The 15,788-nt window shown below is 62.6% G+C and carries 10 protein-coding genes and 1 tRNA gene; 5 read left to right on the top strand and 6 right to left on the bottom strand.

Features of this window, described 5'->3' with window-relative positions; genetic code table 11:
* Positions 1–68: 68 nt before the first annotated feature.
* On the top strand, positions 69–578 hold the full coding sequence (locus I6E04_RS06340; protein ID WP_235422347.1) for a GNAT family N-acetyltransferase: 510 nt from the start codon (positions 69–71) through the stop codon (positions 576–578).
* 60 nt (positions 579–638) lie between these two features.
* Here I6E04_RS06340 and I6E04_RS06335 read toward each other — a convergent pair whose 3' ends face one another.
* The 4 genes from I6E04_RS06335 to I6E04_RS06320 all read right to left on the bottom strand — a co-directional run bounded on the left by I6E04_RS06335 (position 639) and on the right by I6E04_RS06320 (position 4,072).
* Positions 639–1,865 (bottom strand): hypothetical protein, encoded by a 1,227-nt coding sequence (locus I6E04_RS06335; protein WP_235422346.1) that lies wholly within the window; start codon positions 1,863–1,865, stop codon positions 639–641.
* Positions 1,862–2,128 carry a TIGR03905 family TSCPD domain-containing protein gene (locus tag I6E04_RS06330; protein ID WP_235422345.1) on the bottom strand — a complete coding sequence of 89 codons (267 nt, stop codon included), beginning with the start codon at positions 2,126–2,128 and terminating at the stop codon, positions 1,862–1,864. Before I6E04_RS06330 ends, I6E04_RS06335 begins: the two co-directional genes overlap by 4 nt.
* Positions 2,129–2,311: 183 nt before the next feature.
* Positions 2,312–3,655: an adenylosuccinate lyase gene (gene purB / locus I6E04_RS06325; protein WP_235422344.1), complete on the bottom strand. Its 1,344-nt coding sequence runs from the start codon at positions 3,653–3,655 to the stop codon at positions 2,312–2,314.
* Between the two features lie 342 nt (positions 3,656–3,997).
* Positions 3,998–4,072, bottom strand: a tRNA-Gly gene (locus I6E04_RS06320).
* 374 nt (positions 4,073–4,446) lie between these two features.
* Between I6E04_RS06320 and I6E04_RS06315 the strand changes: the two genes are divergently transcribed.
* Positions 4,447–8,277 (top strand): MSCRAMM family protein, encoded by a 3,831-nt coding sequence (locus I6E04_RS06315; RefSeq protein ID WP_235422343.1) that lies wholly within the window; start codon positions 4,447–4,449, stop codon positions 8,275–8,277.
* A 100-nt stretch (positions 8,278–8,377) separates the two neighbouring features.
* Positions 8,378–9,037, top strand: coding sequence for a class B sortase (locus I6E04_RS06310; protein WP_235422342.1), 660 nt, complete (start codon positions 8,378–8,380; stop codon positions 9,035–9,037).
* Here I6E04_RS06310 and I6E04_RS06305 read toward each other — a convergent pair.
* A complete protein-coding gene (locus tag I6E04_RS06305) occupies positions 9,025–9,309 on the bottom strand; it encodes a hypothetical protein (RefSeq protein WP_235422341.1) in 285 nt (94 codons plus the stop codon). The two genes, I6E04_RS06310 and I6E04_RS06305, sit on opposite strands and share 13 nt — an antisense overlap.
* 216 nt (positions 9,310–9,525) lie before the next feature.
* Complete coding sequence (locus I6E04_RS06300; protein ID WP_235422340.1) at positions 9,526–13,428, bottom strand: M28 family peptidase; 3,903 nt, start codon at positions 13,426–13,428, stop codon at positions 9,526–9,528.
* Between the two features lie 349 nt (positions 13,429–13,777).
* Here I6E04_RS06300 and I6E04_RS06295 point away from each other — a divergent pair, with 349 nt between their 5' ends.
* Together I6E04_RS06295 and I6E04_RS06290 are read left to right on the top strand one after the other, a co-directional pair.
* Positions 13,778–14,803, top strand: coding sequence for a helix-turn-helix transcriptional regulator (locus tag I6E04_RS06295; RefSeq protein WP_235422339.1), 1,026 nt, complete (start codon positions 13,778–13,780; stop codon positions 14,801–14,803).
* Positions 14,796–15,740: a WYL domain-containing protein gene (locus I6E04_RS06290; RefSeq protein WP_235422338.1), complete on the top strand. Its 945-nt coding sequence runs from the start codon at positions 14,796–14,798 to the stop codon at positions 15,738–15,740. Before I6E04_RS06295 ends, I6E04_RS06290 begins: the two co-directional genes overlap by 8 nt.
* Positions 15,741–15,788 lie beyond the last annotated feature (48 nt).

Below are 15,788 nucleotides of genomic sequence, written 5' to 3'. Positions count from 1 at the left end.
CGGGCGCCTCGTTGCTGTACATTATTCCCACGACCACGTTTTTCTACCTGAGGAATCGAGGCACATCCATGCGCTACACAATCCGCGACGCGCGCCCCGGGGATGCCGAGGAGCTGCTCGCCATCTACGCGCCCTTCGTCACCGACACGACGGTGAGCTTCGAGCTCGAGGTGCCGAGCGTCGAGGAATTCGCCGCGCGCATCGAGCGGACCGCCGCGCGCTTCGCCTACCTGGTCGCCGAGGATGCCGCGACCGGCGCGATCGCCGGCTATGCGTACAACAGCACGTTTCGTTCGCGACCCGCTTATGACCGCGCCTCCGAGATCTCGATCTACATCGCGCCCGAGCACCAGGGACACGGCCTGGGATCCCGCCTGCTCGACGAGCTCGAAGACCGCATGCGCGCCCAGGGCATGCGGATGAGCGAGGCGTGCATCACCTCGGACAACGCCGGGTCGGTCGCGTTTCACGAGCGCCACGGATACCGGGTATGCGGAGAGCAACACACCTGCGGCTACAAGTTCGACCGCTGGCTCTCGATCATCTGGATGGAAAAGGACCTCATGCCGGAAGCGTGAGGCGCGCTCGGTTCGGCGACGCTACGTCAGGCGGCGCGGCGGCGTGGCGCCCGGCGGAACCTACAGCGTGAACACGCGGGCGGTCACATGGGTCGGAATACCCTGCCTGTCCTTGACCGTCGCATAGGTCACGAACATGTCGCAGGCCCCCTCGCTTGCCGGGTAATCGCCGTAGTCGAGCGAGCGGTCGGGACACGACAGGGTGGTGTAGGTCTGCTCGGCCGTGTCGATCACGAAATGCGACGAGCGGGCCTTGATCGCGTAACGCGACCCCATTCCCGCCGGACAGGCGGCGGGCTCGCGGCTGACATACACGTACGGTCCGCCCTCGCGTCCGATGAAGGTACCCATGTTGCCCAGGCTACCGCTGCCGGTATAGCTCGCCTCGATGGCGAACGCGAAGGACTCGCCCATGTACACGGCCTCAAACGGACGGACGCCGGCGGGTAGCACCAGCTGATCGATCCGCTTGAGATTGGCGTCGCTCACATCGAGGGCGGTCAAGCCGTAATAGGTGCCCTCGTCGGCATGGACACGGGGAGCGATGGTCAACACGCCGGCGCACACCCGCGGATGGGTGGCGAAGCGGCCTGGGGACTCGTAGACCTCTTGATGCTCGGCATCTCCCACCGACCAGCGGTAGCAATGGCTCGCGTCGGAGGTGTGCGAGCCCGACGCGCTCGGCATCTTGAGCCAATAGACGGTCGAGCCGACCGTCGTGAACATACTGGGATCCCAATCGGCGTCGCCTTGGTCCAGCTCGACGGGATCGCTTGTGAGCTGTCCATCGGCGAATCCGGCCGCCAGCAGCGTCCAGTCGAGGGTCGCATAGTCGATCTCGACCCACGCGAACACGCCGCTGCCGCACCGAACGTCGAAGAAGTCGAACGACGTCCCTTTGGTGGGTACCGATTCGAGGGTGACAAGGTCGCCCGAGGTCAGGGATAGCACGCCGATCGTGTTGACCGACGACGCGGACTCGGGCGCCATCATCGCCGCGGCCCAGACACCGTCGCTGTGGAACAGAAGCGTTCCGAGCGGCAGGGTCCAGCTGTTGGACGCCTCGAAGGTCTCATCGACCGCCTTATATTCCTCGAGCGCATCGATGATCTGCGATTCATCATCGATGAACTGCGGCTCACCGGTCGTCGGCTGCACGCTCGATTCGTCCGAGCAACCGGCAACCGACACGGCGGCAGCCGTCGCCGCCGCGGCGGCGGCACTACCAGCCACGAACGAGCGGCGGGTCACACCCTTTTTGCCGAACAATGAGCTCAGAAAACTCATGCCGTCGCCTTGGAAGCCGCCTGGGTGAGAGCGCGGGTCAGCTGGTCGGCGCACGACGTGGGGCGCGGACCGCAGGTATTGCCCTCGAGGGTCTTGACGACCTGCTCGACCGGCATGCCGGTAACAAGCTTGGAGATGGCCTTGAGATTGCCGTTGCAACCACCGGTGAAGGCCACGCGCTCGACCGTCTTGCCGTCATCGGACAGTTCCACATGGATCAGGCGCGAGCACACGCCCTTGGGAATGAAATCGGTCTCGATCATGCTTGCTCCTAACGCTGTTTCCTGCAGGCCATTATAGACGCGGCACCCTGCCGGCACGACCGCCCCGCACGAACCCCACACCTATTCCGGCGCACGCGCACGAGCGCCCCTCTATCGCATGCCGATAGACAAACAAGGGGCCCGCCGGAATCCAGCGGGCCCCTCGCCTCCATGAGTTCCACGTTAGAACTCGAGCTGCTCCAGACGGTCGAAGACGCGATCGACGCGGGTCAGGAAGTCCCACGGATCGAAGATCCCGTCGAGCTTCTCGGGCGCGACCGTGCAGCGCGGGTCGGCCTCGAGCTTTTCGCGGAACGTGGTGCCGCCGGCGCACTGCTGAACCTCACGCCACGTGGCCATGGCGTTTTCCTGCACGATGGCGTAGGCCTCCTCGCGCGTAATGCCCGTCTCAACGAGGGCGAGAAGGACCTTGGACGAGAAGATGAGGCCGCGCGTCTTGTTGAGGTTGGCCTTCATCTGCTCCGGATACAGGATGAGCCCGTCCACGATGCGCGTGAGGCACTGGAACATGTGGTCGAGCGCGATGAAGCTGTCGGCCTGCGCCACGCGCTCGGCGGAGCTGTGCGAGATATCGCGCTCGTGCCACAGCGCCACGTTGTCGAAGGCGACCTGCGCGTTGGCCTTCACCACGCGGGAGAGGCCGCAGACCTTCTCCACCGTGATGGGATTGCGCTTGTGCGGCATGGCGGAGCTGCCCTTCTGGCCCTTCTTGAAAGGCTCCTCGGCCTCGAGGGTGTCGGTCTTCTGGAGGTTGCGGATCTCGGTGGCGATACGCTCGCAGGTCGCAGCGGTGGTGGCCAGGACGCCGGCGAGATAGGCGTGGTGGTCGCGGGAGATGACCTGCGTGGACAGCGGGTCGTGGACCAGACCCAGGTGCTCGCAGACGTATTCCTCGACAAACGGGTCGATGGAGGAGTAGGTGCCCACTGCGCCGGAGATGGCGCCAAAGGCCACGTTGGCGCGAGCGTCGATCAGACGATCGAGGTCGCGGCGGAGCTCCCAGGCCCAGCTGCCGAACTTCATGCCGAAGGTCATGGGCTCGGCATGGATGCCGTGGGTACGACCGACGCAGAGGGTCTCGCGCTCCTCGAAGGCGCGGCGCTTGCAGATCTCGCCGAGCTTCCTGCAGTCCTCGATCAGGATGTCGGTGGCCTGGACGAGCTGGTAGCACAGGGCCGTGTCACCGAGGTCGGAGGACGTCATACCGAAGTGGACCCAGCGGGACGGTTTGGGCTCACCGGCAGGAACGTCCTTGTCGATGTACTCGCCCATATTGGTGAGGAAGGCGATGACGTCGTGGTTGGTCACGGCCTCGATGGCGTCGACCTCCTCCTTGTTGAAGGCGGCGTTCTCACGGATCCACGCGGCCTCCTCCTTGGTGATGCCGATCTTGCCGAGCTCCGCCTGGGCCTCGCAGGCAAGCACCTCGATCTCCTGCCAGATGGCGTACTTGTTCTCAAGGGAGAAGATGTGACCCATCTCGGGGCGCGTGTAGCGGTCGATCATTGCGGCTCCTTTTTGTGTAGTGGCACGCTGACGGTACGCACATATTGTACGCGCTCGCCCGGGAAAATAGGGACAGGCACCTTTTTCCCACTGGTGGGAAAAAGGTGCCTGTCCCTATTTTCCCAACAAAAAACGGCACCATCGCTGGTGCCGTGATGATCCTGGAGCGGGCAACGGGACTCGCGTCCGGCTGCGCCGTCCGCAGCTTCGGGCGCTCACGCGCCCTCGCACGCTCGCTGGCAAACGCTCACGCGTTTGCTCAGCCTCGCGACCCAAACGGGTTCGAGTCCGTGAAACAAGCCCGAAAAAGGAAACGGCACCCAGTAGGTGCCGTGATGATCCTGGAGCGGGCAACGGGACTCGAACCCGCGAGTGTCAGCTTGGGAAGCTGATGCCTTACCACTTGGCGATGCCCGCATGTGGTGCACGTAGGTGCAGGAAGTAGTATACCGTGCGCTCCGGCGCGGGGCAAGGAGCGGAAGAACCGGGTGGGCGGGCTATGGAGTCGCCGTGATGTTTTCCGGCTAACATCACCGTCCGGCCGCCGATGCGGCCATAACGCCCGTCCGCACGCTGCGGTGTCGGAATCCTGTCGGATTGCTTCCATCTGCCGTCCCCGTCCTGTCCGATACCCTGCATACGCAGGTAAGATGCGCACCGTACAGTCGACCTTCCACCCGAGAGAAGGAGGTCGACCAATGGATGCTTGGTCACATATCAAGCGAATCACATGTCATTCGAAACATCGGAGACGCTGTGGGCCTTTCCCACGCGACACGACACACCCCTGGATGACGGATGGATCACCGCTGCAGGCTCGGCTGATCATCGCTCTCGGTGCGATCGTGATGCTCGCCTTGACCGCTCTCATCCCTGTGCTCACCGTCTCCACCGCAAACGCCGCTTCGGGTACGATCACGGTCACGTCGGTACCGTCGAACCCCTACTATCCCGGCGGCGACGGTCATTTCTTTCGCGTGAGCGGGTCGACCTCCTCCGTCGCATACTGCGCGCAGGGCTGGCTGCGGACGCCGAACGTCGACCAGAAGCTGGACCGCTACGGCACGTTGGACATCCCGGAACTCGACTACGTCATGTATCACGGATACGACGGGAAGATCGTCACATCGTTGTACGGCTTGGATAAGAAACGCTCGGAAGCGGCGACCGCCGCCGCGATCTGGCTCGCCATCGCCGACCAACGCGGAGATGTCCTCGACTACGAGACGGCAAGCGGAGGATCGTTCCACGGCAATCAGATGTATCTGGAGCGCTGGCAACTCATCGAGGACGAGGACACGAAGGATGCCGCTTGGCGTTTGTACCAAGAGGGACTCGCATACAAAAAGGATGGTGGAGAAGGCGACGAGGAGGGATGCGCCATCCTGTGGGTCAACAAAACGAAGGGCACCGCCGGAACCTTCGACTACCAATGCCTCGTTACCGCCGAGAAGCGCGTCACCGTCCGCTTTACCAAGGTGTCGGCAGAGGTAAGCACGACCGCCGGCAACGAATCGTACAGCTACGCCGGTGCGTCCTATGACATCTATCGAGCCGACGACGATTCGAAGGTCGCCTCCATCTCAACGGATGAGCAGGGCCGGGCGTCGCTTACGCTGGCACCGAATACCGATTACTACGCCATCGAGACGAAAGCCCCTGCGGGATTCGTGAAAAGCGAGAAGAAGGTTGAATTCTCGACGGGCACCGAACCGTCGAGGGTGGAACTTTCCGATAGCCCGGGTACCTTCAAGCTCGTCGTATCCAAACGGGATGCGGCGACGCGCGGCGCCGCGCAGACCGGCGCATCGCTCGCCGGCGCCGAGTTTCATCTCGTATCGGATGCCACAGCGGGGTTCGAACTCACGGGAACGACAGACGAGCAGGGCATGCTGACCTTCGAGAACATCCCCCTCGGTGACATCCGCGTCGTTGAAACCAAGGCACCGGAAGGATACTTGCTCGACGAGACCGTGCATAGCTACTCCGTCACGGCGGACGACCTCGACGGTAAGGCCAGTATCACCCTTGCCCCCGAAGCCGACTTCCTCGAGGTACCCATAGCCTGCGATGTGGAGATAGCCAAGTTCCTCGATGACAGGAGCGATGACGGCTCGGGACACCAGACGCCCGCGGTCGGCGTCGTATTCGAGATCATCTCGAATACGACCGGCGACGTCGTCGGATCGATCACCACTGGAGACGATGGATACGCTTCCACCGAGGGCGAATGGTTCGGCTCCGGTGATCGACCGGAAGCGTCACATGGCGCCCTTCCCTATGATCGCGAGGGTTACACGGTGAGGGAGAATCCGCAAACGACTCCCGAGGGCTTCGAGCCCCTCGACGAGTGGAGCATATCCGCCTCGCAGCTCATCGATGGGGCGGCCCTTCGCTATATCGTGGACAACCAAGTCATCGCCACGCGCCTCCAAATCGTAAAACATGACGCAGGCACCGGTGAGCGCGTGCCGTTGGCCGGCTTCTCGTTCGAGATCCTCGATGAGAGCGGCAAGGCGATATCACAGGACGCCTGGTATCCGAACCATGTCGACACCGCAGTGTTCACCACCGACGAATCGGGTGCAGTCACGCTGCCCGAACTGCTGCGGGCAGGAACATATCGGATACGGGAGATCGAGTGCCCCGCCCCCTACCTCGTCAACGGTGAAGAGACGGTCTTTACCATCGACGAAACGACGGATACGCCCGTGGTGGTTGTCGAGGTGGACGACATCCGTGCCACAGGATCGGCATCGCTTGTCAAGACGTGCGCGGACGATGGAAAGCGTCTCTCCGGGGCGGAGTATGACATCATCGCGCGACAGGATATCGTAGGTCCGAGCGGTGCGGTCGAGGTGCTCGCCGGCACGGTCATCGGGCACGCGGTGACCGACGAGGACGGAATCGCCAGCATCGAGGGGCTTCCACTCGGATGCGATGAGACGTCCTACGCCTTCATCGAGACGAAAGCCCCCGAAGGCCATGTTCTCGACGCCACGCCGATCGAGTTCACGCTCACATGGCAAGATAAGGATACGGCGGTGGTCTCTACCGAGCTCGAAGCCACGAACGCTCCGAACCGAATCGAATTGCACAAATCGGCACTGGGTATCGAAGGACATGCCGTCTCGGGAGCGCAGTTCGCTCTCTGGCGCGTCGATCAGGAGGCCGGGGGCTCCCAGATCGCACCGGGAGCGCCACCGGAGCTGCAAGAAGGCCAGGAACCGCAGATACTCGAAACGGGTGAGGACGGAGTCATCGCCATCGATCATCTGGTTGCCGGCACCTATCGGATGATCGAGATAGCCGCCCCCGCCGGGTACCTTATCAACAGCGATCTGATCGAGTTCTCGGTCTCAGAGCAGGGAACCATAGACGGCTCCCCGACTGCGACGATCGAGATGGAGGACGATTTCACGAAAATCGAGGTATCCAAACGCGATATCACCGATGAGGAGGAACTCGAAGGAGCGCATCTGACGGTCCTCGATGCGGATGGCGACACCGTCGACAGCTGGGTATCCGAATCGTCCCCGCATCTCATCACCTTCCTTGCGCCGGGAACCTACCGGCTCGTCGAGACCTTCGAGCCGCGTACGCACGACAAAGCGACCGAAATCGAGTTCACCGTGGAGGAAACGGGTGAGGTGCAACCGGTCGTCATGTACGATGAACCGATCCGCATCACAGGAGACGTCGACAAACGACAGGAGATCGCCGACCCCGTGGCGAGTGACACCGAGGAAAACGGCGACGGTAGCAACCGTGCCGAGGTCACCCGGTCCGACAAAGGTCGCTTCTCCTACCTCATCGATATGCGCAACACGAGCACGACCTGGGTTGATGAATTCACGATGACCGACGAGATCGATGGCGCGGACAAGGGGCTCGTCGAGCTTACCGGCATCACCACGCCGCAGGCTCATGGCGACTTCGACGGGCTCATGAACGTCTGGTATCGCACATCGTCATCATCCGACCGCATCGAGGACTCAAGCGCCAATGCCACGATCTATGACGGCCACGAGAATCCGTGGCTCTCCGATGAGAGCACCGTCTCCACACTCGGAAGCGATGGGCGCGCCCTGAATTACACCGGCTGGCATCTGTGGCGCGCCGACATACCGACCGAACAGGCGACGAAACTGTCCGTCGACGAACTCGACCTTGCGGAAGATGAAGTCGTCACCGCGATTCGATTCGAATACGGTCGCGTGGAGGCCGGATTCTCCACGCGTAACGACCTTTGGGAACGAGATGATCTCAAGGATGAACACGACGATGTACACGAGCCGCCTCTTATCTACCGCGACGAAGCGTTCGCGACCGAAGACGGTGCCAACGCCTTCCGCGCCCCCGCCATCCTCCATATGCGCGTGACGGATGCGCATCGCGACGGCACCGAGCTGATCAACCGCGCATCGCTCGATCTGTATCGAAACGGAGGGGGCGATGACCTCGAAGACCATGATGAGGACGAGGTCGTCCAGGTTCCGCGCACGACCATTCGCTTTCTCGACCAGACCGGAATCGTCGCCTTGGGCAGCGCCGGGCTCGTCGTGGGGCTGATCGTCGCGGTCGTCGGCATCACGCGCGGTGCAATTCGGACCATACGCTGATATGAGCGCCCATCACTACCGCCCCAAACTTCTCGTTACCAGCTGGTTTTTCGCCCTTCTGTTCGTCTCGGCGCTCGCGGTGAGGTTCGGACGAGCAGACATGGCCGAACTCTCCTACCGGAATCTCGGTCTGACGCATAGCGTCGATCGGGATTCCCCCGAAGGGACATCGGACACGCCATCGCTTACCGATGTAAACGACGACGCGATCGGCTGGCTTGAGGTCGAGGGGACGGACATATCGTATCCGGTCGTCCAAGTCCCGCGTGACAAGCCGCGCACATGGTACCTCACCCATGATTTCTGGGGTGACGCAAGCGAAGGAGGATGCCCCTATCTCGACACACGATCGTCGCCGGACGGACTCCATCTGATGATCTACGGCCATCACATCGTCGGTACCGACCGGATGTTCGGCGAGCTTGCGGATGCCTACCGACAGGAAACGTTCGATCGGTTGGGATCGGCGACGTGGAAACGACCCTCACGCGTGAACACACGGTTCCTACCGTTATTCGCGATGCGCGTCGACGCCTCGTTTCAACCCATCCAGTCGTTTTCCTTCCAAGGACAAACGGACCTTCGCCGATGGCTCGGCGGCCTGAAAGCGCAGGCAAACGCTCTGGCGCCGGATTCGGTCGAGCTCATCGATTCAGCAAGCTCAGCGATGACGCTCGTCACCTGCACGGGGCCCTATGCGGGTATGGGATGGAGAACTCTCGTGGTCTTCATCGAGGTCGATAAGGATCAGTCCTCCTGAACATCCTCCTGATCGGTGGCGTCGTCGGTGCTCGACGCATCCTTGTCACCCGAATCGTCGTTATCGGAGTCCTGGGAATCCCCAAGATTCTCGAGCTCTTCCTCGATGGCCGCAACGTCCTGGGTCTGCTCCGCCTCGTTCCGCTCGACACGAACCGCCTCCGGCGTGGATCCGGCGACACCGACCGCATAGGCAAGTGCGAACCCGAGCGCAAGCGCCACGACTGCGCCGACGAGATAGACGATCCAATGACGCTTGATGAACGAGAACACGTTCCCTCCTTGGTGAAGCAAAGACTGCCTCACGTTCCCGCAGCTATTACCACGTTCAGGGTATCACGACGCAACGCACATTGCACCGACTTCACGATAGATGCCCAAGAGCGCAAACTGCAGACCGGCAAGACTTTCGGAATGCGTCGATACGAACATGGCCCCCGACGACAGCCGTCATCGGGGGCCATGGTTTCGAACTATACGACCGACGTCTTACGAACGGCGGATGACCTCGGTCACCACCTCAGCGGTAAGCTCGACGTTTGCGGCGTCGATATTGACCGGGATATCCTCCGCACCGTGAGAGCACGCGAAGTTCACGCCGTCGACGCCGGCGATGGTCAGCGCGCGGAGGCTCATCTCCATCGCGGCGTGCGCATCGGTGTCGACGAAGGGCATGTCGACCGAGGCGATCTCGTGATGGAAGTCGGACGAGACGCGGGACACGAGACCCATGATGCGCTTGTCGCCCTTGAGGACACGACGCTCGCCCTCGGTGGCCAACATGGAGAGCATGCCGGAACCGACGCACTCGAGGTTGATGAGGAAGACGCCGCGAAGCTTGTCGCGATGGGACTCGAGGAACGCACGGGCACCGGCGTTAGCGTGCTCGGAGGAACCCGTGGCAACGAACCAGATATCATGACCGAGCAATTCATCATCGCCCATGGAGGTGATGGCCTCGCGGAGCTCGGCCTCGGTCAGCGACGCATCGCCGGTAGCACCGCCCTTCCAGCCATCGTCACCCTCGAAGTTGTCCCACGATCCGATATCGCGACCGGAGCGCTTGGCATCGAAATCCTCATCGACACCGAGCCAATCGCTCATGCTCGACTCCTCGCGTTTCTTCTTCCGACCGAACAATCCACCCAAGCCGCGCTTCTTCTTTTTGGGCTGGGGCGCCGGAGCGGAGATGGTCTCGAAGGTTCCGGGTGCCGGGGCCGAAGGCGGCACGACATCGTTCGGTCCGATGACCGTGAACTGCGATGTCGAACCGGAAGTCATGCGCATGCCGCCCGTCGCCCCCACATTCGCAAGGGGATCGGATGCCGACGCAGAAGGATCGGGCAGGTCGAACAGGGTCGAGCGATTCGCGATGGAACCGGACTTCTGTTGCTGGACCGCCGACGCGATGGTACGCGGCGCCGGGTCGATCTCGGGAACGTTCGGGGGAACCGTCCTCGGGATATAGGGCGATGTCGACGAGATGTCGGGGATGTTGAGCGAACGCCGCGGACGAGCTGCAGGCTCGGTGGAAATCTGATCCATCAGGCTGTCGACCGTCTCCTGAGTGCGCGGCAGCGTCGCATCGAGCGGCTGCTCCACGAACGGCTGCGTGCCCTGGATAAGCGTGGAGACGTCGAACGTCTGCGTGGCACCTCCAAGCGGAACGCTCCGATCGATCTCATCATGCTCGGGCTCATCCCGCTCGGAATCAAGCACCGCCTCGGGTTCGAGGTCGCCGACGGTTTCATCGCCATCGATGACCGGCTCGTCGACGAACTCATCCTCATCGACGACCGTCTGCTCGTCAACGGGTTCATCCTCTGCGGCGTCGACATCACCCACCTCATCCTCGGTAGGTTCAGCATCGGCGGAATCCTCGGCGGCAAGCTCTTCCTCGGGGGCGACGAACCCGGTCATCGTGTCGAGCTGGACGTCCTCACCCTCGATGAGCTCACCCTCATCGTCGGTCTCAGTCGGCTCCTCATCATCGATGACCTCGTAGAGGGCCTCCATGATATCGGGCTCGACCTCGAACTCCTCCTCGGCCTCGTCGGTAAGCTCGGTCTCATCAACGTATTCGGCCTCGTCGTAAGCCTCGTTGACATCTTCGGTCTCGGGAGATTCGAGCCCATCGGACTCAAGCTGGTCGTACACGAGCGTCTCGGTTTCGATGCGCTCGCCGAGCTCCTCGTCGGCTATCGGTTGGAATTGCTGGGTAGCACCCTCGTAGAAATCATCATCCTCGACCGCATCGCCGTCAAACTCGACGGCATCGACGCCCTCATCCTGCTCGACCTCGAACTCCTCATCACCCTCGACGAAGCCCTCGACCGCATCGGAAACCTCATCATCGATGTATGCATCGTCTTCAAAGGCAGTCTCGTCATCAACGGATTCGGCTTCGCCCTGGCCATCTTCGGTTTCCTCGGGCTCGACCTCGACGGCATCGGATTCGGACTCGAACACATCGATATCCTCGACGACACCCTCCATCGCATCAGGGGTACCGAGCACCTCGACCTCATCGTCCGCAATGGCACCCTCGTCCACAGGCTCCATGGCGTCCTCATCCGACACGAAACCGCCTTCGAGGTCGTATCCGGCCTCATCGGCGAGCTGGTCGTCATCGAGCAGCTCGAATTCGGCCTCGATGGCACCGTCGACATCCTCGATATCGTCGAGCTCCTCAAGCTCGACATCCTCCTCGACCTCGGCATCCTCGTGGTACGCCCAGTCGATCTGATCGTCGATGGGCTCTCGCTCCATGTCGGGCACATCGGCGAAGGGATCGACGATATCGACGTCGGAATCATCCTGATCAGCGAACACGTCATCGATCTGGGCAGCGAAAGCGACGGTCTCGTCCGCTGTCACCGCAACCTCGTCGATCGGCTCCTCCTCATGCTGGGAAACCTCCGCCTCGTCATCCATCTGATCGGCAGGCGCGGTCACGATGGGGATGACCTCGGGCGCAACCGGAGGCACGACGACCGGCGCCACCGGGGTTTCAATCGGGCGCTCGGCACGCGGCGCTTCCTGAACCGGCTTCTCCGGCGACGGAACATCGACCACCGAGCGAACAGGCTCAGCGGGAACCTGTTCGACGGCGGGCTCAAAGACAACCTTGTCGGCGATCGGAGCCACGGCGGGAAGCGCCCCCTCCTCGTACTCGATCGCACAGCTCGACGCCACCATACCCAAGGAGCGCAGGGTGTCGACACCAAAACGAATGCACCCGGCATCATTGATGGGAAGGCCGGACTCCTCAGGCTCGGGCTCGTCGGCAGCAGGCTCCACGTTGACGACGGGCGCTTCGTCGTCCGAGACGGCGGCGTCGGCAGCCGACTCGACCTCGATGCGGCCGGCGGTGTCGATCGCCGGCATCACAACGGTATCGCCCTCGAGCGGAATCTCGTCGTAGTCGGACTCGAACGCGTCCGTGGGCTCGTCGTCGAATTCATCCTCATATCCTGCGGATTCCTGGGAAAGCTGCTCGATCGGCTGCTCGATGAGGGTCTCGTCTTCGGCAGCATATTCGTCCTCGACATGCTCGCCGGTCGGGATGGGCGGCACTACGCCCTCGTCGTATTCGTCGACGGCGTACATGCTGCGTTGCTCTTCCATGTACTCGTCAAACGGAAGGTCGCCGGGGAACTCGTCGCGTCCGGCGAACGGCGACACGGCATCCATGACGCCGAGCATGGCGGCGACGGAGGACTTATTGCACACCGAACCGGAGGTATACGGCAGCGCGAAGCGATTGAGAATGAGCGCAACGCCGTTGAGCAGCGGAATCAGCGACACGACGATGGCCGCGACCCACAAGGCGATTTTTGCGGGCTCGGGCAGGGGCAAAAGCCTCACGACCGCGATGATCACCGGAGCCGCCATGGTGAACGGCAGCAGCTTGACGAGCAGCGGTCGATAGGCGGCAAGCGGGCCGGACGCCAGAATGTCGCCACGCGGCGAATCATAGTGGGCGATCACGACAACCGGACGGTTGCGCGGCGAGGCGAGCGGGCCGGACGCCTTGTGGTAGGCGATCACGTTCTGCGAAAGACCACCGGCACCGACCTGCGGGAAGGAAATGCGACCGAAGCGCTCGAGCACGAACAGGATGCCACTCGCAACCACGAGGATCGTGCCCACGACACCGATCAAGCCGCCGATACCCATGAGAATCGCTGCAACGAACATGACGCAGCACAGGATGGCGCGCATCGTCTTCGGGGAGGCGGAGGAGGTGAACTCCTGGATCTCAGGGTCGAACCCATGGTTCGAGAAGATACGGGCGATCTCGTCGGCCGCTTCGCGTTCCTCTTCGCTGCACGCCGGAGTGATGCCGACGGTCTGCAGAAGGTGGTTCAGGTACTTTTGGGTATTCGCCATGGTGGCTCCACATCGTATTGTCCGAATATGCGGGCGCCATGCTCGCGCACAGCGTCCGTACGTAGTCGAAAGTATACCCTGAACGGATGGTACCTGCGACTTTTCATCCCTCTTACCGACAAAAGCCACCCGTTCGGCAGCGAGGCGCGGCGTCACCCCTGTGTCTATATGGCATGTTTCAAAGCCTTCTCGCAGGTCAACGTCGCCCAAGAGGACGTGAGCCCGGTTCGATCGAGCCACATGGGAACACCATGCAGCCGGCAGCCGAACCTCGCGAAGGCACGGAACGCTTGGGTACAATGGTCACCATGCAGACATGGGCTGTCGATGCACCCGGAAGGACACGCATATGGATTCCCGCAACCCCGACACAGCGCGCGACGAGGCGCCCGCCCGTGACACCGCGCGACGTATCCTCAACCTTCTGTTTATCCTCAATTCTTCGGCAACGCCCCTGACGACCGAACAGATCGTCTCCGATTCCGACTTGGGATACGGCTCCGCGAACCGGGCATCCGATCTCAAGAAGTTCAAGCGCGACCGCGAAAAGCTCGCGGAGCGCGGCATACACGTCATCGAGGTCCGTGAAGCGGGTTCCCAGCTCAACGAGGAGAGTTCGTGGGCCATCGATGCCGAAACCACCTATGCTGCGGCGGGGTCCATCACCAGAGCCGACGCGGAGGCCCTGCTCTGCGCCGTCGACGAATGCCTCGCCCGCGACGAGATCCCCTTTCGCCAGGGCCTGCTCGGCATCCGTCGTAAGCTGCATCGTCTGATCGACCCGATCGCCGACGCCGACGAGCCGAGCACGCCGGGAGACGCGAGCGAGCGACGTGGGGCCGAAGCCCTATGGAGCGCCTTTGTGCTCAAACGCAAGATCCGCTTCACCTATCTCGACGCAAAAGGGCGCGAAAGCACCCGCACGCTGGAGGTATGGGGCATGTTCATGCAGGGAGGCCATACGTATTTCGTCGGCCTCGACGAGCAGAGCGGAGGTGTTCGCACGTTCCGCGACGACCGGATCGTGCGCGCGTGGCGACCGACCGGCCATTACGCCGTCCCGCCGTGGTTCGATATCAAAAGCTACCTGTTCCTGCCCTTCGACCTGGCTGCCGGCATGGCGACACCCGTGAGCTTCGCGCTTCGCGGCGACTGCACGCACGACGAGGCGGAGGCCCTGACGCACGGCCGTGGCGACCTCGACTATTCGAATGCGGATTCCTGCTGGCGCTGGACCGTCAAGGCGCGGGACCTGCAGGCCGCCGCCGCGTTCGCCCTCGCCCACCATGACATCATCGTCGCCCCGCTCTCCCCGAAACGCCTGGTCGACACATGGCGCCATCTGATCGGAAAGGCGGTCGAAGCCCATGCCTAAATCCTCGAAGCTCAGCGCCGACCGCATGGTCGACGCCGGCATCCATCTGCTGGAAGCGCTCTCGTCAGCTCCGGACCACATTCTCGATCGGCAGGAGGCCTCCCGTATCATCGGCGTCGCACCCGATCAGCTCCCCGAGGTCATCGATACACTCGAAACGCTCGCCGACCGCACGAGTGGCGCGCGGGCGGTCATCGAGATGACGGAGACCCATGTGCACGTCCAGGGAAACGCCGCGTTGTTGCAACCGCTGCGCCTAAGTGTCGAGGAGAGCATGATCGTCGAGCATATGCTCGATATGCTCCACCTCGATGATTCCACGAAGGCCCGCATCAGACACGGCATCATGGGTGACGATGACCGAGGCGAGAGGGGCGACGACATCGCGGAGACGTCTCGATACGGAACGTGGCTCACCCGGATCCGCGAAGCGATCGACGATGGCATACGCTGCACGCTGACGTATCGTTCGCTCAACGACGATGCCGCGCGCATGCGGACGATCGACCCCGTACGCATCGACGAAGAGCGAGGCGTATCGTACCTCATCGCGTGGGACGTCGAGCGAGATGAGGAGCGCCGCTACCGCCTCGACCGCATCCGCGACCTTTCGTTCACCGACGATTCGGTTGTCCCCCATACGGTGAGCGCGGAAAAGACCGCGGACTGCCTCAGGCGGACGGGATCCGTCGCGCACCTGCGTGCAGCCGACGAATCCACCATGCAGCGCATCGACTGGGCGGGTGTGGGCCATATAGCCCCGCAGCAAGATGGAAGCTACCTGTTCGACGTCAACTATTCATCGAACTCATGGCTCTATGACCAAGTGCTCGCCGCAGGCGGCGAGCTGACGATCGTCGAGCCGGCAGAACTTCGCGCCGGGCTCGCTCCGTATGCGTCCATCCTGCTCGAGCAGCCTTCCGTCACACGGGCGTAGCGTCACGCGTGACAGCCCGGTAAAGCAGAAGCGCGCCACGGAACGAGC

It is taken from the genome of Collinsella tanakaei, from assembly GCF_021531055.1.
Classification (GTDB): domain Bacteria; phylum Actinomycetota; class Coriobacteriia; order Coriobacteriales; family Coriobacteriaceae; genus Collinsella; species Collinsella tanakaei_B.
Note: the sequence above shows the minus strand (reverse complement) of the source record. Positions and strands in the feature narration are given on the sequence as shown.